The following is a 21,329-nucleotide window of genomic DNA, read 5'->3' as shown; positions in this document are numbered from 1 at the left end:
GGCGAAATTTAACCCTTTTTTGTTATGATTGCACAAAATCAAATTTAAGGTAAGATTATGAAAAACATTAGCGTTGCTCACTCGCCCGATGCGGACGATATTTTTATGTATATGGCGATAAAATTTGGCTGGGTAAATTCTGCGTGGCTTAAATTTGAAAATCACGCAGACGATATTCAAACGCTAAATTTAGCATCTTTGGCTGGGACTTATGATGTTTGTGCTATCTCTTTTGCATTGTATCCAAAAATTTACGCTGATTATGCTTTGCTTCGCACGGCTGTGAGCTTTGGCGAAGGCTATGGTCCAAAACTGATAAAGAAAAAAGGCGTGAAGCTAAAACCGAATTTCAAAGTCGCCCTAAGTGGCAAACACACGACAAATGCGATGATTTTTCGCATTGCCTACCCGAATGCTAGGATTGTGTATAAAAATTTCTTAGAGATCGAAAACGCCGTGCTTAGCGGCGAGGTCGATGCTGGGGTGCTGATACATGAAAGCATTTTGGATTTTTCTAGCGATTTATGCGTGGAGCGCGAAATTTGGGACATTTGGAGCGAATTAAATGGCGAAAATTTACCGCTTCCGCTTGGCGGTATGGCGCTTCGTAGATCGCTGCCACTCACAGACGCGATTGAGTGCGAAAGGGTGCTGACTGACGCCGTGCGGGTCGCTCACGCAAATAAATCTTTGCTATCAAAAATGCTAATTGAGCGAGATTTGGTGCGGGTTGATGATAAAAAACTAGAAAAGTATCTAGGTCTTTATGCAAACGAAAATTCGATTACGATGAACGAAACGCAACTAAACGCAGTGCAAAAGCTCTTTGATTTAGGCTTTTCGCATGGCTTTTACAGCGAACAAATTTGCGCACGAGATATGCTGATACCGACGGAATATAGCGAGATTAGGAATTTGTAGAATTTGAATTATTAAAATTATTTATTATGGGTAATCAATATACGGTCTGTTCGAAAACGGATGGCAATCTCGAATTCTATTTATTGTTTTTACCAATGCTTTAAAAAAATTATACTTTTGAAAAGCCAAAATCGCGTAATTAGAGCAACTTGGATAGTGCAAACATTTTGGCTTTCTTTTTCCTTTATTTCTTTGATATATTCTAACCAACGCAATAGAAATTTTATTTAAAATACCCATTTAATCAGTTTTCTTTTCTTAGTTCCAATAATTCCATATACGCTTTTCTGATTTCATATGCTTTTGCTTCTGTTGGAATTGGTATTATTACTATTGTGCCAGAACTTGCAATTTTTAAATTAAATGATTGTGTGCCGCTACATCCACAACCGCCTTTTTCAATTTTACTATCAATTTCCATAAGAGAAATTTTATCAAAAGGAATTATTCCATTGCTTTCTTTGAAGCTTTTATTTTTTTCATCACTAATCTTTGATTTATATAAAATTCTTTTATTTGTAAGCGCTATCCAATGATCTTTCTTAGAGCCAGCTGTCCCACAACCACCCTTAAAAGTAATAAACGAGAAATAATAAACATTTTCATTTGTCAATAATTGGCTTGATACGCCCAAGGGTAATTGTTCAGTTTTAATTCGTTCCATATAAATTTTTCTCCTATATTATAATTTTAGCTTCGATAGCACTACCTATGCCATTATTCCAAAAATTATTTTTTTCATTTTATGTTCCTAAATTTTAATTTTTTTCAATTTATGCACATTATTTAAGTGTATAAAAACATAAATTTTTTGCTAAGTAATAATGGTTTTCGTATTATACGAAATATTTTCTAAATTTAGTTTAAATTTACGAAATAATTTGACAATTCGGAATTAAATTTAATCTTGCTAAATTTTCACTTATGAAATACACTCAACAAGACAAAGCGCGGATTTTACGCATAACTACTAGAACCTTGCAAAACTGGAAACGCACGAAGCCAGAGCTTTATGCCATTATCGAGGCTAGTTTTTTGCTGCGTGAAAGTATCGAAAAAAGCGATGAAAGCTTGGAAAAATTCAAAAATCTCCTAAAAGACGCCTTGCCGTCGCAAGAAAAATAATTCTAAAATTTCAGTATAATAACCAAAAAATTCAAGGCGTAGTTATGGCGAAAATTTATAAAGAAATTGACTTTTCAAAATATAGTTCGGTTAAAATCGGTGGTGTGGAAAAAGTTGAAATTTTAGACGAAAACAGCGAATTTAGCGGCTTTGTCATAGGTGGGGCAAATAATCTTTTAATCTCGCCTAATCCGCCAAAACTTGGAATTTTAAGCGATAAATTTGACTTTATTTCACTTGACGGCGACATTTTAAAAATCGGCGCAAAAACAAAAAGCGCTAAAATTTACAACTTCGCAAAACAGCAAAATCTCGCGAATTTCGAGTTTTTAAAAAATATCCCAGGTACTTTGGGCGGTCTAATAACCATGAACGCAGGACTTATGGGCTTTGAAATTTCGCAAAATCTCATTAGCGTTCGCACAAATCTTGGCGAATTTGGCAAAGACGAGTTAAATTTCGCCTATCGCCACAGCGAAATTAACGGCATTATTTTGGAAGCCAAATTTAAAGTTTCGCGCGGATTTGACGCAGCCCTTAGCGAAGCAATCGCGCAAAAAAGGGCAAATCAACCCAAGGGTGCTAGTTTTGGAAGCTGTTTTAAAAATCCGCAGGGCGAAAGTGCCGGTAGGCTCATCGAAGCAGTGGGTTTAAAGGGCTTTCGTGTCGGCGGGTGCGGATTTAGCGAAATCCACGCAAATTTTCTTATCAACTACGGCGGTGCGACATATTTTGAGGCAATCACCCTCATAAATTTAGCCAAAATGCGTGTGAAAGCCGAATTTGGTGTGGATTTACACGAGGAAGTGGTGATTTTGTGATTGTAGAATTTGGCGAAATTTAGCCAAATTTGGCGTAAATTTTACAATGAAAATTTCTTGCCAAAATTTGGCATGTCTAAATTTCGTGCGAAATTTAGACAGATATCATCAAACGGAGTGGCTTTGGCGATATCTTTTACTCACTGGCCGTCAGAGACCCATTTTCCGCTGATACCCTTCACGGCGTCTGCTACTTTGATTTCCACATCGCCGTTATCTATATCTATCAGGTGATAGCGGTCGTTGCCCATATCCATTTCCTTCATATACGAAAGCTGTCTAAGACCATGGCGAGTTTCTATGCGCTCGACGAGATCGTGCTTTGATGACTCTGGCAAGGCATAGACGAGATCAACCGATGCCTGATCTGCTGCTAGGATATCAAGCGAGGCGACAATGCCGATATCAGGAGTTACAACAGGGGCTGCGGCAGTTCCTTCGCAATCGCAAGAAACACTCATATTGCGCAATACATTTATAAAGGCGATTTTGTGAGCGAAATATGTCGTTATTGCTTTGGTAGATTCGCTCATACGCTCCATAAGCTCTTCTTCGCTGATACTCCACTGACCTTTACCCTCTGCGGAGTGGATCCATTTTTTGCCTATTCGTCCATCAGCGCAACCGATACCGATATTTTTATTCGAACCGCCAAATCCGCCCATCATGTGTCCCTTGAAGTGAGTAAGGGCAAGAAATGAATCATAATCAAGGATATTTTTTCCCATAGACATTTCGCTAAACCATTTGCCATGTGGCACCGGTAGCAACGCTGTCCCAGCTTCGTCTATTATATCCACACCAGCAAAAGTCCAGCCATTTGTTTCGAGAGTTTTGCGGTGATCTTCTGTGTTATACCTCGCGCCTGCGTAATATGTGTTTGTCTCTACAATAGAGGCATTAGCAAGACGAGAGCTCATAAGCTCCTTTACCCATGGGCGTGGAATAATATTTGGTCCATGAGGCTCTCCGGTGTGGAGTTTGACCGCAACTTTTCCGACCAATACGCTTTTGATTTTATCAAATATTTTGACTAGTCCTGCGGGAGAGAGATCCCTTGTAAAATACACATAAGACTCAGGCCCTTTGCGCTGATCATACGGGATATAGCGTTCTCCGCCGACACCAGGGACTGGGTTTTTAGCGGCGTTTGTTTCGTCTTTTTTCTCCGCTGCGCTAGCATAGTTTGAGAGAGCGCCGAGTGCCGCTGCGGCTCCTGCCATTTTCACAAACTTGCGCCTTACAATATCTTGCATAGTCTATACCTCTCTTTCATAAATATTATATAGCTCTTACTATTATAAAATAATTCAGTTAATAAAATATTTTTGCGCTTCGGCCTTATCCTCAAACGGCGTGGCTATAAATTTTTCGTTTTCGATGATGACTTCGTAGCTTGTGCCTGGTTGAAATTTCATATAAGTTAGCGCGAATTTCGCCGCTAACTCCATGTCATCGCGACTAGCACCGCGCGAAATGAGCGAGTATGCACCTACGAGTGGCTCGGTAAATTTAATGTGAGTAAATTTAGGATTTTGGATATTTCTTAGGCGCGCATTATCATCTTCGTTGCGTCCGATTATCATTTTTGCGCCACCGTTTAGGCGCAAATGACGGCCGAATTTTAAAATTTCAGCGTCCTGCGTGGTCTGTAATTTTTCAAATTTCATCATATCTTTAATTTTATCAGCGTAGCTTTGGATCGTAAGCAAACACCCACCAGCCGGCGTTTCATAATCATCAAAGCCAAATTCCCCCGCTAACTCCATTTGGCGCGTTCGCCCCCTGCCACTGATATCTAGCAGTTTTTCGCGATCGACCCAGCCGTTGATTTCAGGCGCGCTTGGTGCCATTAGTTTCGCGCTTAGCGGGCGCAAGATTAGGTTATTTTCATCGCTACTTAGTTTGCGCACCTGCGCCATTGCAGCGGCCCTTTGGCTCATTGGGCGCTGTCCTAGCACCTCGCCAGAAATCACAAAACTAGCTCCATGCGCCCCTAACATAGAAAGCGCGGTTTTAAACATATACCCATGGCAGTCTATGCAGGGGTTAAACTGCTTGCCATAGCCGTATTTTGGGCTAAAAAGCACATTTTGCAAATACTCATCTCTGATATCCACGCGCAAAAACTCAGCCCCAGCCATGCGCGCTCGCTCGCTCATAATCTCGCTTTTATCATCTTTACCACCAAAGCCAATATCCATATAAAGTGCCGTAACGCCGATATTTTGCATAGTTATTAATTTTATGGCTAGCATCGAATCTAGCCCGCCGCTAAAAAGTGCGAGTGCCTTCATTTTTTTCCTTTTAATTCGTTTATTTTTTTTTGATATTCGAGGATTTTATCGAGCCTGTCAGGGTCGTTTGAAACAAGCAATTTTTGCATTTGCTCCTCTAAAACCCTGCGACGAAGAAGCATGCAGGCCTTGATAAAATTTGTCTCATTTGTAATGGCTAAAATTTTATTATCCAAGGCAAGCGCGCGCAGACTTTGCTCGTCATCTTCGCTTTTTTGCGCTGATATTAGGGCTTCATACACCCTGCCATGCATACGGAAATCCTGCACGCTAAGGCAGTTTAGGCCGTTTGCCATGAAATTTTCGTTTAAAAGCATGGATTTTATGACTTGAAGCTCGGTTATGTCTTTTAAATTTGAGCTTTCTGGTTTTGGCGCGTTTTCTTGCGGTTTTAAATTTTGCTTTGGCGCGAAATTTGCGCTCGCACCAGAATTTGAACTTAGCGAAAACGCACTAGGTGAAACATCTAAAATTTGCGCTACCAAACTCGTATATGACTGCGCTACCACGGGATTTAGCGCGTTAGTAAATTCTTTGATTTCATTTAGAGCCTGCTCTTTTTGCACAGGGCGGGTTAGGTCGTATTTTTTGGCGATTTGCCTGATCAAAAATTCTCCGCCCTCCATGCCATTAGCGTAAATTTGGGCTAGCTCGCGCACTTTGCCAGCTTGCACCATATCGGCTGGATCTGCGCCACCGCCTATGATAACCACGCTATTATCAATGCCGTTTGCGCATAATAGTCTTGCGCTTTTTATCGCAGCGTTGATTCCTGCGTTATCTCCGTCGAAGCTTAAAATCACGCGCAAATCCCCGCGTTTAATCAGTGGCAAATGTAGTGGCGTCAAAGCTGTGCCGAGCACGGCTACTGCGTTGTCGATACCTGCTTGATGAAGCATTATGACATCCATATAGCCCTCTGTGATGATGAGGGTTTTTTTATCATACGCACTTTTTTTGGCTAGATTGTAAGCGTAAAAAATCCGTGATTTATCAAAAACCGCGCACTGGGGCGAATTGACATATTTGGCTGGATTGCCACTAATCGTGCGCCCGCCAAAGCCCACGATTTTGCCCGTGTGGTTGTGAATCGGAAATGTAATGCGCTCGATAAAGCTAGCGTAGCTTCCGCGCTCGTTTTGCTTAATCGCGCCCACATTAAAGGCGTCGCGCGCTTCGATTTGCTCGTTTTGCAAAACACGGATTGTCTGCGCGCTAGATCCAGCCCAGCCAAGGCCAAATTTCTGTATCGTCTCATCGCTAAGACCGCGCGAGTGCAGATACTCTACTGCGCTAGGATTGTTATAAAGCTGACTTTGGTAAAAAGCATTTAGAATTTCTAAAATTTTTTTATCTTCGCGCTGAAAATTGCGCTCATTTGTGTATTCGAGCTCGAAACCATACATCGAGGCTAGCTTTTCTACGGCTTCTTTGAAATTTAGCTTTTCGTAGTCTTGGACGAATTTTATAGCATTTCCGCCAGCCTTGCACGAAAAGCAGTGGAAAATCCCAAGCCGTGAGCTCACGCTCATGCTAGGGTGCGAATCATCGTGAAATGGGCAAATTCCGACAAAATTTGAGCCAGAGCGTTTGAGTGGGACATATCTTTCTACGACATCTACGATATCAGCGACGGCTAAAAGCCTTTCAATACTTTCATTTTTAATCATTTGCAAATTATACCCACACTTTGCTATAATCGCCCTTTATTTTATACCACGAGGCAAAATTTGGACAATTTTTTTCTTGATGATCGCGATCCGATTTTTGGGCTAATTGTTTTAATCAGCATTATTTTGTTAGTTAGCGTTTTAAGCTATGTTTGGGGGATTTTTCACAAAAAAAACGAAAGGACAAATTTAGAGAATTTTATCAAAAAATTTGACACCCTAGACGCGCTTAGCGACGCTCACCGCGAGCTTTTATCAAGCCCGCAAATCGATCAGCCTACCCTTGGGGTGTTAGCGAATTCTTTTGTCAAAAGCGGGGATTATGAGCGGGCGATTGAAATTTATCTAATCGCGCTAAATAAAACCACAAACGGCGCACAAAGGGAGTTTGTGCTGACAAATTTAGGAATTGTATATTTTAAGGCTGGATTTATGGGTAGGGCTGAGGAGGTGTTTTTGGAGGCTTTGCGTCTGCGCCCACGCAATCAAACCGCGCTAAATCACCTAACCGTGATTTATGAGAGGCTTCGCAGGTTTGACGAGGCGTTGCAGGTCTTAGACGCACTGCAAGAACAAGGCGTAGATGTCTGGCAAAGCGCGTGCTATATCAGGGCTCAAATCATAGCAAATGACGCAAACACGCCATTTAGCGAGAAAATAAGGCAAATTTTAGCCCTAAATTTCAAGGGTGCAAAGAGATTTTGCATAGAGCTTTTTATCAAAAACAAAGAGCCATTTGGCGAATTTAGCGAATTTCCAAATTTAGGCGAAGTGATTGATTTAATCTATCCGCTAAAAACAGCCGTAAATTTGGGCGATAGCGACTACAACGCGCTTTTTTACGCGCTTGGTAGAAGCGAGAAAAAGCCAGAAAAACCTAGCCAAAATTTCGAAATAAACGCCCTTGTAGCGATGAAGGAAGCGGGATTTGCGGGGGCTAGTTTAGCGTTTTCGTATTCGTGCGCGAAATGCAAAAGCCAGGTAGGGATATTTTCTCATCGTTGCCCTGTGTGCTACGAAATGGCTAGCGTAGGCGTGAGTGCGAAAATCTCGGAAGCAAACAATGAAATCGGTCAGACTTTTTAGCGACGGTAGCAGTCTTGGAAACCCAGGAGCTGGGGGCTGGGCGTATATTTTAGAATACAAGGGCGCTAAAAAATGCGAGTGCGGCGGCAGTGCGTGCGCTACAAACAACCAAATGGAGCTAACTGCGGCAATTATGGGCTTAAAGGCGCTTAAAGAACCATGCGAAGTGGAGCTTATCACAGATAGTCAGTATGTGGTAAATGCGATAAATTCGTGGCTTCATAAATGGATAAAAACGGATTTTAAAAACAAAAAAAACGAGGATTTGTGGAGGGAGTATATCAGAGTGGCAAACGGCCATAAAATCACGGCCGTATGGATCAAAGGACATGCTGGACACCCGCAAAATGAGGCTTGCGACAGCCTAGCTAGGGGCGAGGCGCAAAAGTACAAAAAGGCTTAAATTTTGCAATGAGCGTTGCTAAATTTAAGAATTTTTGCAAATTTAATAAAGGAAAAAAATGCAAAATTTATCAAATTTAGAAGAAAAACTTGGTTATAAATTTAAGGATAAAGCAAGGCTTGCGGTCGCGCTAACGCACAGAAGCGCTAAAAATGGCGCAAACAACGAGAGATTGGAGTTTCTGGGCGACGCGGTTATGGATTTGATAGTGGGGGAGTATTTGTTTGTGAAATTTAACTCAAACGAGGGCGATCTCAGCAAACTGCGCGCGGCACTTGTCAATGAGACGAGTTTTTCAAAATTTGCTAGGTTTTTGGGGATTGGGGCGTGTCTGAATATGTCGGCTTCCGAGGAAAAAAACGGCGGCAGGGAGAAAAACTCGCTACTTTCAGACGCTTTCGAGGCGACGATTGGCGCGCTGTATTTGGAGGTGGGGCTAGAAAAAACGGCCAAAATCGTAACCACTCTGCTAGAAAAAATTTATCCAAAGATCGAATTTAACGAGCTTGTAAAGGATTATAAAACCTCGCTTCAAGAAATCACGCAGGCAAAATTCGGCGTTACACCAGAGTATCGCTTACTAGGCTCAACCGGCCCAGATCATAAAAAAAGCTTTGAAATGGCGGTTTTCGTGGGTGGCAAGGAGTTTGCTAGGGACATCGGAAACAGCAAAAAAGAGGCCGAACAAAAGGCAGCAAAGATTGCGATTGAGATTTTAGAAAAAAATTAGGATAAAAAATGAACACACTAGGTATAAAACTCAGGCTTACGACTTTTGGGGAGAGCCACGGCGTGGCGATTGGTGGCGTTTTGGACGGCTTTCCTGCGGGCGTGAAAATCGATACTAAATTTTTACAAGCCGAACTAGACAAACGCAAACCGGGCGGTAAATTTGCCACTTCTAGGAAGGAAGCTGATGAGGTGCAGATTTTAAGCGGCGTTTTTGATGGGCTTAGCACTGGCGCGCCGATAGGATTTGTGATTTACAACGCAAATCAGCACTCAAAAGACTATGAAAATTTAAAAGATCTTTTTCGCCCAGGACATGCTGATTTTGGCTATTTTGCTAAATACGGCATTAGGGATCACAGAGGCGGTGGCAGAAGCAGCGCAAGAGAAAGTGCTGTGAGGGTCGCAGGCGGGGCGTTTTCGCAAATGTTTTTAGATGAATTTGGCATAAGTGTGAAAAGTGGAGTTTTAAGCGTGGGCGAAATAAAGGCTGAGAATTTAGACTTCGCAAATGCCGATAATAGCGAGATTTTCGCGCTTGATAAGGGTGTGGAGAATTCGCAAAAAGAGCTTATCGCAAATTTAAAGAAAAAGGGCGAAAGCGTGGGGGCAAGTGTGCTGACAATCGCAAATGGCGTGCCAAAGGGGCTTGGAGAGCCACTTTATGCTAAGGCTGACGCGTTAATCGGTGGGGCGTTCATGGGGCTAAACGGCGTAAAAGCCGTAGAGATCGGCGACGGCGTGGAAGTCTCACAAAAATTTGGCTCACAAAATAATGATTTTATGGATAAAAATGGCTTTAAATCAAACCACGCAGGGGGCATTCTAGGCGGTATCACAACGGGAGAGCAAATCATCATAAAAACGCATTTCAAGCCGACCCCTAGCATTTTTGCCGACCAGCCGACTATTGATAAAAACGGCGATGAAACGATTTGTTCGCTTCGTGGTCGCCACGACCCTTGTATCGGAGTGCGTGGCAGTGTCGTCTGCACGGCACTTTTACGGCTAATCTTGGCTGATTTACTTTTGCTAAATGCAAGTGCAAATTTGGGGAATTTAAAGAAAATTTATGGGTAAATTTAATGCAAAATAGTATTTTAAACCAAAATGAAATTTACCCATTAGAATTAAAAAGTTCAAAAGTGATTAAAAATTTGTCAATTTTGCAAATTTTTGTTTCATTATTTTTTGCTATGGGATTTATCCCATTTTTTCTTTCGTTTTCTAGCAAATTTGAATTTTATTTTGCCTTGTCCTATTTTGTGATTTATTTGATAAGGGCTTTTAAATTTAAAATATTTTTAAAAAACAGCAACAAAGCAAATCTTTTTAAAATACTTATCGTAGGAATTACACTAATTTCATTATATTGGATTTCGTTTGGTTATTTGGATTATATTAAAGAGTATGCGAAATTTATAGCTATTTTGCCAATTTTAGGTTTTTTGCTGATTGTAAAAGCGTATTTGATGACAGATTATATTGATTTCAAACTTTCGGCATTATTGCATTTTTTTTATCTTTTGTCTATTTTATTGGGACTATTTGCTTTGCTTGATAGTGAGCCAATTGAACACGCTATTATGGCGGCTGGGTCGGCTGGTATTATAATTATTATTCCAATGTTTTTTCTATTTGTATTCTTTATTGAGACTATTGCTGAGTTTATATTTTGGAAAAAAATTTTAAAAAACAAAAGGGTCAGTTTAAAGGAAAAAAATGAGTAATAATTTTCCAAATCCAAACGAAATTTTCCCCTTAAAATCAGGGCTAAAAAGCGTAACTTACATAAAGCCGACGATAAAAAACCCAAATATAATCGTGGGTGAGTTTAGCTACTATGCAGGGCAGGATTTCGAGAGCCGTGTTACGCACCATTATGATTTCATCGGCGACAGGCTAATCATCGGCAAATTTTGTCAAATCGGGCTTGGGGTGGAGTTTATGATGAACGGCGCAAACCACGCTATGGGCGGTGTTAGCACATTTCCGTTTTATATTTTTAAGGGCTTTTCGCAAGACGCTCCGAGCCTTGATAAATTGCCGATTAAGGGCGACACGGTGGTCGGAAACGATGTGTGGATAGGGCAACGCTCGCTCATCTTACCGGGAGCTAAAATCGGCGATGGCGTGATAATCGGCGCCAGTAGCGTAGTGGGTGGTGAAATACCGCCGTATAGCATAGTCGCCGGAAACCCTGCACGGCTAATTCGCAAACGCTTCGATGATGAGATGATAAATTTGCTTTTAACTCTTAAATGGTGGGATAAAAGCGTGGCTGAAATCGAAAATTTAAGCAAAATTCTTGCAAGCGATGATTTAGTAAGCGTAAAAGAAAAAATCAAAGAAATGCTTGGAAAAACCGAATAAATTTAATGAAATTTGATTGAAATTTAGCGGTGCAAATTTCAATCAAAACCAAATTTTAAATCTCGCCTTTTAAAATTTTAACTATTGTGCGAGGCAGTATTTCATGCTCGATTTCGTGGATTTTGGCTTCCCACTCATCGCGCGTTTTGCCCTCTCTGGCAAAAGCCTCTTGGGCTATGATTTTGCCCCCGTCAAGCTCCGCGCTGACTAGGTGCACGCTCACACCGCCCACTTGCATATCGCTTGCAAAGCTCTCGTCGATTGCGTGCGCGCCCTTGAAAAGCGGCAGAAGCGACGGGTGCAGGTTGATTGCCCTGATTTGCTCGCAAAATACCGGCGTAAGAACTCTCATAAAGCCCGCTAGCACAGTTAGCTCGGCGCCACTTTTTTTGATAACTTCTACTACTTTTGCGTCAAATTCTTCTCTACTAACAAACGCTTTATGATCAATAACAACGCTTGTTAGTCCGTATTTTTCGGCTTTTTGGATACCTAACGCGTTAGCTTTGTTAGTTAGTGTTAGCACAACCTCGATTTTAATATCGCCAAAAATTTTGCCATGAAGCTTTTCTAAAATCGCCTCTAAATTACTTCCGCTGCCGCTAAAAAGCACGGCTATTTTTTTCGTAACCATTTTATCTCCTCGATGATGTCAAATGGATTTAGTGAATATGAGTTTTTCCTAAAATTTCGCCCTGCTAAGGCATGGGCTAAAACGCCATTTATCGCGCTATTTAGTGGGGTATAACCCTGCGCTAAAAGCCCAGTAATGAGCCCAGCTAGCACATCTCCACTGCCACCTTTGGCTAGTGCGCTAACTCCCCTCTCGCACACAAAAAGCTCGCCACGGTGCGCTATAATGGTGTTTGCGCCTTTTAGCACGAGCACGGATTTGGTAGCAAGCGAAAATTTGCGCGCTAAGGCAAAGCGATCTTTTTGCACTTCACTCACGCTTAAATTTGCGATTTTTGCCAAGCTTAGCAAGGCGGCAAATTCCTTCGGGTGTGGCGTGATAACGGCGTTTTCGTTGGTTTGCAAAATTTCAATGATTGCTTCATTGTAGCACAAATCCGCGTCGATGACGCAAGGCGTGTTAGCTAGGATTTGCGTGTCAAATTTCGCCCCTCCTAGCCCCATACCAGCCCCGATTGCGCTAGCGCCCAAAAACTCGTTTTTGCGCATTAAAATCGGATTTAGATTTTTTACCTTGCCTACGACGCTGACTAACCCTGCGCCGATTGCGTGCGCGCTAAGGGCGGCGATTTGGGCTGCGCCACTCATTTCGCCAGAGGCGATAAAGGCGTGGCCAAATTCGCCTTTATTTGTGTTTTTTTTCTTTCGAAATGGCAGGCGTAAATCGGATTTTTCTAGCAAAAACGCATCAGGCGAAGTGGCAAATTTATCCTCGCAAATGCCTAAATTTGCCAGTTTTATCTTGCCGGTAAAATCTTTTGCCAAATCGCTAAAAAGCGAGATTTTCAACGCCCCCATGCACACTGTGTAATCCGCCTCAAACGCCATAGGTCTTGGCACGCCAGCCAAATCAATTCCGCTTGGGATATCGATAGCGATTTTTAGGGCTTTGGCATGGTTTGCTCGCCCTAGTATCTCGCATACTTTCTCGTCCATATCGCGCGATAAACCGCTTCCAAAAACGCCGTCGATTATGCAGTCAAATTTGAAATTTTCCAAATTTTGGCTAAATTTCACGCCGACTTTTTTGGCGATTTCGCTTTGGAGTTTAAACGCTTCGTTTTTTGGCTCGCCAAAGATTAAAAACGCTTCGCACAAATAATCCCCGCTTAGCCTGCGAAGCACGCAAATAGCGTCGTTTGCGTTATTTCCTGCCCCACATAGGGCTAAAATTTTTGCCCCTTTTTTCAGCTTTTTGCGGATTAGAATTTCTGCGCCACTAGCGGCGTTTTCCATTAAAATTTTCTCATCAATGCCTAAATTTTGGCTTGCGTTTTTGTCAAATTTGGCTGTGCTAAAATACAAATTTTTCATATCTCGCTCCTAGTTCGAAAGCTCAGAGCTTCGAGTAAATGGGCCTTTGCGATGACCTCGCTATCGCTTAGATCAGCGATACTGCGCGCTACTTTTTTGGTTTTTATAATCCCTCTTTGGCTTAGATTATACCTGCTAATCGCGCTTTCTAGGATATTTTGCGCGCTTGATTCCAAAACACAAAACTTCTCCACATCCTTATCGCTTAATTTCGCGTTTAGCTCGCTTTGCTGCCTTAGTTTTTGCGCACGAAAGGCGCACACTACCCTCTCATACATCTCCTCGCTAGATATACTAGATCTATCGTCCTTGCTGACCTCGTCCATAGCCACATACAGATCAATCCTATCAAGCAGTGGCCCAGAAATCACGCTTTTGTATTTTTTGATTTCGTTTGCCGAGCACGAGCATGAGGTCGATTGCGAAAATAAATGTCCGCACGGGCAGGGGTTTTGCGCTGCGACAAAGATAAATTTCGTCTCATACTCGGTTTTGGAATTTACTCGCGAGATTAAAATTTTATTATCTTCAAGTGGTTCTCGCAGACTTTCTAAAATTTGCTTTCCAAAGTGCGGAAGCTCGTCGAAAAACAGCTCGCCGCCGTTTGCCAAAGCCACTTCGCCGATACGCGCTCCAAGCGAACCACCGCCGAAAATCGAGCTTCTAGTGCTTGTGTGATGAGGCGAGCGAAAGGCTCTAAGTGCGCTAAAATCGACATTTTTATTATTTAATGACTCGTAAGCGCACGAAAGCAAAATCTCACTCACGCTTTGAGGTGGCAAAATTTGGGCTATGCGTTTAGCGCACATTGATTTGCCACACCCTGGGCTTCCCTCAAAGAGTATATTATGCATACCGCTAGCGGCGATCAGGCTCGCTCTTTTGGCTCTTTCTTGACCTTTTATGTCTTTGAAATTTAGGGTGAAATTTCGGTTTGGGACATAAATTTCATCGCCGATTTTAATGACATCTTTAAAAATCGGGTGAGTTTCGCTCATAAGGCAGGTTGCGGCAAATTCATCATCGCTAAAAAATCTAATCGCTTCTGCTAAATTTTCGACCGCATAAACCTCATAATTTGGGATTGTGCAGGCTCTAAGCGCGATTTCTTTTGGGACTAAAATTTTAGCATTTTTTACATGCGTGCTTAAAAACAGCAGTGTCGAAAACAAAGAGGCTGTGGATTTGAGCGCCCCGTTAAGTCCAAGCTCACCAAATACGAAAAAATCGTCCCCAAAGCTCTCTTTTTGCAAAGCGATTAAAAGCGCGATTGCAAGGTCGAAGTGCGAGCCGTTTTTGGGCACATCAGAGGGGGAGAGATTTATAATGATTTTAGAGGCTGGGAATTTGAAATTTAGGCTTAGCAAAGCAGCTTTTACCCTGCTTTCGCTCTCTTTAATCGTTGTTCCGGCAAGTCCTACGATATTAAAGCCAGGAAGGCCTCTTACAAATGTGCTTTCTACACTGACACTGATTAAAGTATCGGTAAAAACAGCGCATTTTAGAGATTTCATTTTGATTTTTCTTTTTTGTTTTTGCGGTATTCTTTGTCAAATTTTTTGCGGTTTGTGTAGCCTATGCGCTCGATAAAAAGGTGCCCGTCTAGGTGGTCTAGCTCGTGCTGGATACACACAGCCAAAAGCTCATCGGCGCTTAGCTCGTGTTTTTCGCCATTTCTATCTTGGTAATTTAGCGTGATTTTGCGCGCTCTTTTGACCTCTTCGTAGTATCCGGGCACACTAAGGCAACCTTCTTGGTAGATGATTTCATCTTCTTTTTGTGTAATTACGGGATTTATGAGTTCGAGCAAATCGGCTTTGTCTTGCACGCCCTCTTCGTTGGCTAAATTTATCACAACGGCTCTGATTGGATTAGCCACTTGGATAGCAGCTAGTCCAATGCCGTTTTTGCTTATCATGGTTTCATACATATCGTCTAAAAATTTCGCCAGCTCATCGTCAAATTTGACGACCTCTTTGGAGCGAACATGGAGTTTTTTGTTCGGATATGTAAGAATTTCTAAAACCATTATTTAAAGCTCTTTTCCAATACCTTGTCGATTAGTCCATACTCGCTGGCCTCTTTCGCGCTCATGAAAAAATCTCTCTCGCAGTCTTTTTCGATATCGCTTAAATTTTTGCCTGTGTTTTGGGCTAAAATTTGATTTAGTTGCGATTTCATACGCAAAATTTCTTTTGCTTGGATTTCGATATCAGTGGCTTGGCCTTGCGCTCCGCCAAGTGGTTGGTGAATCATAATGCGCGCATTTGGTAGGGCATATCGTTTGCCCTTAGTGCCACAACTAAGCAAAAATGCGCCCATTGAAGCAGCCTGACCTATGCAGATCGTGCTGACATCTGGTTTGATGTAATTCATAGTATCATAAATGCTAAATCCGCTCGTAACCACGCCACCAGGGCTGTTGATATACATATAGATATCTTTATCTGGATCTTCTGCCTCTAAAAATAGCAGTTGGGCTACGATTGCGCTGGCTACATCGTCGTTGATTTCGCCACTTAGCATTACAATGCGATCTTTAAGCAAGCGAGAGTAGATATCATAGCTCCTCTCGCCTCTGCTTGTTTGCTCGATTACATAAGGTAAAAACATTATTCGCCTTCTTTGTCGTCTTTGTTTTTGCTAAAAATATTGTTGAAAAGTTTTTCCTCGATTAGCGCCATTTTAACAGCTGGCAAAACGCCTCTTTTGCGATATTCTTCAAGGTGAGCTTTCGGATCTAGGCCGTTTGAGTAGGCTTCGAAGTAAATGGCTTGGATTAGCTCTTGATCGCTGACATCGATACCGCGTTTTTTAGCCAAAGCGTCGATTAAAAATGTGATTTTTACGCTTTTTTCTGCGCCGGCTCTAAATTCGTCGCGTTTTTTCTCGATTGCTTTTTGATCTTTTTTAAATTCTTCGATTGTAGCCTCGTCAAATGAACGCCAAGCGTTGTTGAATTGTAAATTTATCTCTTGCTCGACGATTGATTTTGGCAAATCAAAGTTAAATTTCTCAGCCAAAGCATCAGCCATTTTTGGTTTTAACTCTTCTTCGATTTTTTTGCGAAGTTTGTCGTTTTTAAGCTGTTCTTTAATCGTGCTTTCAACCTTTTCTTTTGTAGGTTTTTCCTCGCCTGGAAGTATGCGTTTTAGCATATCCTCATCAAGCTCAGTGGCTGGTTTTTTGCACTGAATTTCATGTAATTTTACTTTAAAAATCGCGTCTTTTCCCGCAAGGTGTTTCGCGCCGTATTCAGCTGGGAATTTCACGCTTACATCGCGCTCTTCGCCGACTTTTAGACCAATCATACCATCCTCGAAACCCGGGATAAATTGATTTGAGCCGATTTCAAGCACATAATCTTTCGCCTCGCCACCCTCGAAAGCCTCGTTATCAACGAAACCTTTGAAGTCAAATTTGGCAAAATCGCCCTTTTCAAGCTCTGTTTTATCTGATTTTTCTAGTGGAGCGACCATTAGTAAAATTTTATTTATCTCGTCCTCAATCTCTTTTTTGGTTACGCGAGGTGTCGAAAACTCAGGGATTAGCTCTTCGTATCCGTCGATATTGACCTCTGGGCGGAAAGAAATTTCCATCTCTACATCGATATTTCCGTCTTTTTCATCGTATTTAGAAAAAATTGGCTCGCCGATTACTTCATCAGCTTTTTTATTTACGCTTTTGATTGATTCGTCGATGATATTTTTAAAAATCTCTTGTTTTGCGTCTTGTTCTAACTGCGCGCCGTATCGTTTCATCACGACTGCTACTGGGACTTTGCCCTTTCTAAAACCGTCGATTTTAAGGTTTTTGGCGGCTTTTTTAGCAAGATCATCTACTTTTTTAGCGATAGTGTCTGCATCGATTTTTGTGCTTGCTACTGCGTTAGCAGAGTTTGTTAGCTTTGCATTGATTTCCATAAATTTCCTTTTAAAAAATTTTAAAATTAAAGCGCAGAATATACCAAAATTTTGCTTAATAATTTTAAAATTTGGCAAATTTTATTGTTTGGGGCTAAATTTTGCTTTTAAATTTTAGCGTTATAAAAGGGGAGTTTAAGTAATATGCGCGAAAAATTTTAAAGGAAAAATATGGACGAAAAAAGCAGGGAAGAATTCGCTTCTTGTGTCGCTAAAATGCTAACTTTGCTTGGCGAAAATCCTGAGCGCGAAGGGTTAATAAAAACGCCAATGCGTGTGGCAAAAGCGTATGAATTTCTTACTAGCGGATACGAGCAAGACCCCAAAGATGTGCTAAATGACGCGCTTTTTGAGAGCTCAAATAATGAAATGGTGCTTATTAAGGATATTGAATTTTACAGCCTTTGCGAACACCACCTTTTGCCTATTATCGGGCGTGCGCATGTGGCGTATATACCTAATAAAAAGGTCGTTGGACTATCCAAAATTCCGCGTATGGTAAATATTTTCGCACGAAGATTACAAATACAAGAACAACTCACAGAACAAATCGCAAATGCGCTCCAAGAGGTCATCAAGCCCCTTGGCGTGGGCGTCGTAATCCAAGCCCGCCACATGTGTATGGAAATGCGTGGCGTGCAAAAAATCAACTCCACCACGACAACTTCGGCTTTGCGTGGGCTATTTATCAGCCGAAACGACACCAGAAAAGAGTTTTTTGATTTGATAAATTCGCCAAAAACATTTGGATTTTAGCGTCGGTAAGTTAAGGTGAAATTTAGTCTAATGATTATATTATCAAACTAGCTTTCAAAAGATTAAATATATCTCATTAATAAAAATTTAAGAAAGGAAATTTATGGAGCGTGTTTATTTAGACAATAACGCTACAACTATGGTCGATCCCGAAGTTTTCGAGGCAATGAAGCCATATTTTTGTGACAAATTTGGAAACCCAAATTCACTGCATAGCTTCGGTAGCGAAACCCACCCAGCTCTAAGGCGGGCTATGGACGAGCTATACGAGGGGATTGGCGCAGCAGACGCGGACGATATCGTCATCACAAGCTGTGCGACAGAGAGCAACAACTGGGTTTTAAAAGGGATTTATTACGACAAAATTTTATCAGGCGAAAAGGACAATATCATAATCAGCTCTGTCGAGCACCCAGCTATCAGCGCGACCTGTGAGTTTTTGGAGCGAGTGTGCGGGGTAAAAATCATCAGGCTAGGCGTGGATAGCAACGGCTTAATCAGCCTAGATGAACTAAGAGAGAAAATCAACGACAAAACAGCTCTTGTTAGCGTAATGTGGGCAAACAACGAAACAGGCACGATTTTCCCTGTAAAGCAAATCGCAGATATCGCGCATGAATTTGGCGCACTTTATCACACAGACGCTGTGCAAGCAATGGGAAAAATCCCTGTAAATGTGCGCGCAGCAGGCGTGGATTTTTTAAGCCTTTCTGGACATAAATTTCACGCTCCAAAGGGCGTGGGCGCGCTATATATCAAAGATAGCAAACCGCTTACTAGCCTACTTCACGGTGGCGAACACATGGGTGGGCGCAGATCTGGCACGCTAAATGTTCCTAGTATCGTGGGACTTGGAAAAGCAATGGAGTTAGCGAATAAATTTATGGCTTTTGAAAATTCGCATGTCAAAAGGCTACGCGACAAATTAGAGGACGCTTTGCTTGCAATTCCGCATGTCTATGTCGTGGGAGAGCGCGAAATTCGCGTGCCAAATACGATTTTAGCCTCGATTCAAGGCGTAGAGGGCGAGGCTATGCTTTGGGATTTGAACAAAGCTGGAATCGCCGCTAGCACGGGCTCAGCATGCGCTAGCGAAGCACTAGAAAATAACCCAATCATGGAAGCAATCGGCGCAGATAAAGAGCTAGCTCACACAGCGCTTCGTTTATCGCTTTCTCGCTTTAATACAGAGGCCGAGATCGATTATGCCATAGAGCATATCAGCAAGGCAATCACCAGACTTCGCGGGATTTCTAGCACATTTGCTTACGCCCCACAAGGTTATCAAAAATAAGGATTTAAAATGGCAAAAAACGATTTAATAAATGGTTCGATTTGGGAGCAATACTCAAACAAGGTTCAAGATCGCATGAACAACCCTAAATTTATGGGCGAAATCACAGAGGAGGAGGCCGCTGCGCGTGGTGCAAAGCTAATCGTGGCTGATTTTGGCGCAGAGAGCTGCGGGGACGCTGTGAGATTATACTGGCTCATCGACCCTGCCACCGACATTATCATCGACGCTAAATTTAAAAGCTTTGGCTGTGGCACGGCGATTGCTAGTAGCGACACTATGGCAGCGCTTTGTATCGGCAAAACCGTCGATCAAGCTGTAAAGATTACAAATTTAGATGTCGAGCGCGATATGCGCGACACCCCTGACGAGCCGGCTGTTCCGCCGCAAAAAATGCACTGCTCAGTAATGGCGTATGATGTCATCAAAGCAGCTGCGGCAAAATACAAAGGCATAGATCCTGAGCATTTCGAAGATGAGATTATCGTGTGCGAGTGCGCTAGGGTGAGCCTTGGCACGATAAAAGAGGTAATTAAGCTAAATGATTTAAAAACCGTCGAGCAAATCACACAATACACAAAGGCTGGCGCGTTTTGTAAATCTTGCATTAAGCCCGGCGGACACGAGGCTAGGGAGTATTATTTAGAGGATATTTTAAAGCAAACAAGAGAGGAAATGGAGCTAGAAAAACTCCAAGCCCAAGCTGGTGCGTGTGCGAGTTCTGGCACGGCGCCAGAGGCGAAACTAAGCTTTGAAGAGCTAAATTTAATCGGCAAATTTAAAGCGGTCGAGGCGATACTCGATAGCGATATCCGTCCAATGCTTCAAATGGACGGCGGAAATCTCGATGTCATCGACATCAAACCAAGCGATGACGGCAAAACTGACATTTATATTCGCTATTTGGGTGCGTGCTCAGGGTGCGCTAGTGGCGCAGGTGCGACGCTATATGCGATCGAGGCGGTTTTAAAGGATAATCTAAGCGAAAATATCCGCGTAATGCCGATTTGATGATACGCAGGCTAAATTTGAGCTTTTGCTTCAAATTTAGCCAAATTTTAAATTTCATAAATTTTAAATTTTCTAAAACACACGCTTTGAATTTTAAATTCACAGATTGTTTTGGCGATAAATCGCCTTGCAATGAATTTAAAATTTAAACGCTAAATTCGCAAATTTCGCGCCATAATAAATTTTATTCTAATCCTAAATTTAGTATAATCGCGGGATATTTTTTATTTAAGGACAAATCATGAGACCAGTTATACTCGATAGCGTAAAACATGCAGACCTAAAATATCACGCAGACGCGATTCCAAACGAGCCGTTTGTGCCTGTAATCGCGCCTGAGGTTCCAGCGTGTTCTGATAAATTAGTCATCGTTTTTACAAACGAGCCTGAGCCAAAAATGGTAGCACTTCTAGGCCGTTCAAAAAACCTTTTAATCGACAAAAGCTACAAAGGCATGGTGCCATCAGCTATCCAAAACTACCCATTTTTCCTAGCCAAAATCGAAGATCGCATGGTGATTTGCTTCGATGAGGACGCCAAACAAATCAAAGGCGAGGGCGAGGCGCTGTTTGAAGACGGCAAACCAACGCAGTTTTTAGAAAATTTGAAAAGCGTGATGAAAAACTACTGGGAGCTAAACGCCATTACTAGCGAGGCTGCAAAAGAGCTAAAAGAGGCTGGCGTTTTGGAAGCAAAAGAGCTAAATATCCAAAAAGACGGCGAGACGATTACGCTATTAAACGGCTTTTTGATACTAAACCGCGAGAAACTTTTGAGCCTAGATGATAAAAAACTAGCCGAATTTGCGCGCAAAGGCTATTTAGAGCTAGCGTTTTTCCACCTAAAAAGCCTAAGCAATCTACAAACCCTAGGCGATAAAATCATGGCAAAAGACGCGCCAAAAAGCAATTAA

Annotated in this window: 24 protein-coding genes; 13 read left to right on the top strand and 11 right to left on the bottom strand. The window is 42.0% G+C overall.

What is annotated here, in order from left to right:
- The first annotated feature begins 57 nt into the window (after positions 1 to 57).
- Positions 58 to 921: a menaquinone biosynthesis family protein gene (locus OFN98_RS05435; RefSeq protein WP_270874316.1), complete on the top strand. Its 864-nt coding sequence runs from the start codon at positions 58 to 60 to the stop codon at positions 919 to 921.
- A 24-nt stretch (positions 922 to 945) separates the two neighbouring features.
- Here the strand turns inward: OFN98_RS05435 and yidD are convergent, their stop codons facing one another.
- Positions 946 to 1,161 carry a membrane protein insertion efficiency factor YidD gene (gene yidD / locus OFN98_RS08025; protein ID WP_442868115.1) on the bottom strand — a complete coding sequence of 72 codons (216 nt, stop codon included), beginning with the start codon at positions 1,159 to 1,161 and terminating at the stop codon, positions 946 to 948.
- 4 nt (positions 1,162 to 1,165) lie between these two features.
- On the bottom strand, positions 1,166 to 1,585 hold the full coding sequence (locus OFN98_RS05430; protein WP_270874315.1) for a hypothetical protein: 420 nt from the start codon (positions 1,583 to 1,585) through the stop codon (positions 1,166 to 1,168).
- A gap of 260 nt (positions 1,586 to 1,845) precedes the next feature.
- Here OFN98_RS05430 and OFN98_RS05425 point away from each other — a divergent pair, with 260 nt between their 5' ends.
- Together OFN98_RS05425 and OFN98_RS05420 are read left to right on the top strand one after the other, a co-directional pair.
- Entirely contained in the window at positions 1,846 to 2,046 is a 201-nt protein-coding gene (locus OFN98_RS05425) for a hypothetical protein (RefSeq protein WP_270874314.1), read from the top strand.
- Positions 2,047 to 2,090: 44 nt separating this feature from the next.
- Positions 2,091 to 2,867, top strand: a complete 777-nt coding sequence (locus OFN98_RS05420) for a UDP-N-acetylmuramate dehydrogenase (RefSeq protein WP_270874313.1) — start codon at positions 2,091 to 2,093, stop codon at positions 2,865 to 2,867.
- Between the two features lie 140 nt (positions 2,868 to 3,007).
- Here OFN98_RS05420 and OFN98_RS05415 read toward each other — a convergent pair whose 3' ends face one another.
- Genes OFN98_RS05415 through dnaG form a run of 3 tightly spaced genes read right to left on the bottom strand, consistent with a single transcriptional unit; the run spans position 3,008 to position 6,834 of the window.
- Positions 3,008 to 4,123: a DUF362 domain-containing protein gene (locus tag OFN98_RS05415; RefSeq protein ID WP_270874312.1), complete on the bottom strand. Its 1,116-nt coding sequence runs from the start codon at positions 4,121 to 4,123 to the stop codon at positions 3,008 to 3,010.
- Positions 4,124 to 4,177: 54 nt separating this feature from the next.
- On the bottom strand, positions 4,178 to 5,164 hold the full coding sequence (locus tag OFN98_RS05410; protein ID WP_270874311.1) for an argininosuccinate synthase domain-containing protein: 987 nt from the start codon (positions 5,162 to 5,164) through the stop codon (positions 4,178 to 4,180).
- Positions 5,161 to 6,834 (bottom strand): DNA primase, encoded by a 1,674-nt coding sequence (gene dnaG, locus OFN98_RS05405; protein ID WP_270874310.1) that lies wholly within the window; start codon positions 6,832 to 6,834, stop codon positions 5,161 to 5,163. The genes OFN98_RS05410 and dnaG overlap by 4 nt, the downstream gene beginning before the upstream one ends.
- A 60-nt stretch (positions 6,835 to 6,894) precedes the next feature.
- Here dnaG and OFN98_RS05400 point away from each other — a divergent pair, with 60 nt between their 5' ends.
- From OFN98_RS05400 to OFN98_RS05375, 6 genes are read left to right on the top strand one after another with little or no spacing between them, the layout of a single operon-like run.
- Positions 6,895 to 7,920, top strand: coding sequence for a tetratricopeptide repeat protein (locus OFN98_RS05400; protein WP_270874309.1), 1,026 nt, complete (start codon positions 6,895 to 6,897; stop codon positions 7,918 to 7,920).
- A complete protein-coding gene (rnhA, locus tag OFN98_RS05395) occupies positions 7,898 to 8,323 on the top strand; it encodes a ribonuclease HI (protein ID WP_270858494.1) in 426 nt (141 codons plus the stop codon). Before OFN98_RS05400 ends, rnhA begins: the two co-directional genes overlap by 23 nt.
- 58 nt (positions 8,324 to 8,381) lie before the next feature.
- The gene (gene rnc / locus OFN98_RS05390) at positions 8,382 to 9,053 is read left to right on the top strand and encodes a ribonuclease III (RefSeq protein WP_270864748.1); all 672 of its coding nucleotides are present in this window, start codon (positions 8,382 to 8,384) and stop codon (positions 9,051 to 9,053) included.
- An 8-nt stretch (positions 9,054 to 9,061) separates the two neighbouring features.
- Positions 9,062 to 10,132 (top strand): chorismate synthase, encoded by a 1,071-nt coding sequence (aroC, locus tag OFN98_RS05385; protein ID WP_270874308.1) that lies wholly within the window; start codon positions 9,062 to 9,064, stop codon positions 10,130 to 10,132.
- A gap of 5 nt (positions 10,133 to 10,137) precedes the next feature.
- On the top strand, positions 10,138 to 10,782 hold the full coding sequence (locus tag OFN98_RS05380; RefSeq protein ID WP_270874307.1) for a hypothetical protein: 645 nt from the start codon (positions 10,138 to 10,140) through the stop codon (positions 10,780 to 10,782).
- Positions 10,775 to 11,425: a CatB-related O-acetyltransferase gene (locus OFN98_RS05375; protein ID WP_270874306.1), complete on the top strand. Its 651-nt coding sequence runs from the start codon at positions 10,775 to 10,777 to the stop codon at positions 11,423 to 11,425. Before OFN98_RS05380 ends, OFN98_RS05375 begins: the two co-directional genes overlap by 8 nt.
- Positions 11,426 to 11,480: 55 nt before the next feature.
- Here OFN98_RS05375 and purN read toward each other — a convergent pair whose 3' ends face one another.
- The 6 genes from purN to tig are packed head-to-tail and all read right to left on the bottom strand — an operon-like array spanning position 11,481 to position 17,355.
- Positions 11,481 to 12,059, bottom strand: a complete 579-nt coding sequence (purN, locus tag OFN98_RS05370) for a phosphoribosylglycinamide formyltransferase (RefSeq protein WP_270864744.1) — start codon at positions 12,057 to 12,059, stop codon at positions 11,481 to 11,483.
- Complete coding sequence (locus OFN98_RS05365; RefSeq protein ID WP_270874305.1) at positions 12,041 to 13,432, bottom strand: NAD(P)H-hydrate dehydratase; 1,392 nt, start codon at positions 13,430 to 13,432, stop codon at positions 12,041 to 12,043. The genes purN and OFN98_RS05365 overlap by 19 nt, the downstream gene beginning before the upstream one ends.
- Positions 13,429 to 14,946: a YifB family Mg chelatase-like AAA ATPase gene (locus OFN98_RS05360; protein WP_270874304.1), complete on the bottom strand. Its 1,518-nt coding sequence runs from the start codon at positions 14,944 to 14,946 to the stop codon at positions 13,429 to 13,431. Before OFN98_RS05360 ends, OFN98_RS05365 begins: the two co-directional genes overlap by 4 nt.
- A complete protein-coding gene (gene def / locus OFN98_RS05355; protein WP_270874303.1) occupies positions 14,943 to 15,461 on the bottom strand; it encodes a peptide deformylase in 519 nt (172 codons plus the stop codon). The genes OFN98_RS05360 and def overlap by 4 nt, the downstream gene beginning before the upstream one ends.
- Complete coding sequence (gene clpP / locus OFN98_RS05350; protein ID WP_270858485.1) at positions 15,461 to 16,045, bottom strand: ATP-dependent Clp endopeptidase proteolytic subunit ClpP; 585 nt, start codon at positions 16,043 to 16,045, stop codon at positions 15,461 to 15,463. The genes def and clpP overlap by 1 nt, the downstream gene beginning before the upstream one ends.
- A complete protein-coding gene (tig, locus tag OFN98_RS05345) occupies positions 16,045 to 17,355 on the bottom strand; it encodes a trigger factor (RefSeq protein ID WP_270868512.1) in 1,311 nt (436 codons plus the stop codon). The genes clpP and tig overlap by 1 nt, the downstream gene beginning before the upstream one ends.
- Positions 17,356 to 17,526: 171 nt before the next feature.
- On the opposite strand from tig, the gene folE reads away from it, so the two are divergent.
- From folE to OFN98_RS05325, 4 genes are all read left to right on the top strand, one after another.
- Complete coding sequence (folE, locus tag OFN98_RS05340) at positions 17,527 to 18,111, top strand: GTP cyclohydrolase I FolE (protein ID WP_270864739.1); 585 nt, start codon at positions 17,527 to 17,529, stop codon at positions 18,109 to 18,111.
- A gap of 103 nt (positions 18,112 to 18,214) precedes the next feature.
- Positions 18,215 to 19,405 (top strand): NifS family cysteine desulfurase, encoded by a 1,191-nt coding sequence (locus tag OFN98_RS05335; RefSeq protein ID WP_270874302.1) that lies wholly within the window; start codon positions 18,215 to 18,217, stop codon positions 19,403 to 19,405.
- Positions 19,406 to 19,414: 9 nt separating this feature from the next.
- Positions 19,415 to 20,416, top strand: a complete 1,002-nt coding sequence (locus OFN98_RS05330; protein WP_270874301.1) for an iron-sulfur cluster assembly scaffold protein — start codon at positions 19,415 to 19,417, stop codon at positions 20,414 to 20,416.
- A 241-nt stretch (positions 20,417 to 20,657) separates the two neighbouring features.
- Positions 20,658 to 21,329 carry a SapC family protein gene (locus OFN98_RS05325; protein WP_270872080.1) on the top strand — a complete coding sequence of 224 codons (672 nt, stop codon included), beginning with the start codon at positions 20,658 to 20,660 and terminating at the stop codon, positions 21,327 to 21,329.

The sequence above is a fragment of the Campylobacter sp. JMF_15 NE4 genome (genome assembly GCF_027737645.1).
Taxonomy (GTDB): Bacteria; Campylobacterota; Campylobacteria; order Campylobacterales; family Campylobacteraceae; genus Campylobacter_B.
This window is presented reverse-complemented; position numbering and strand designations above follow the sequence as displayed.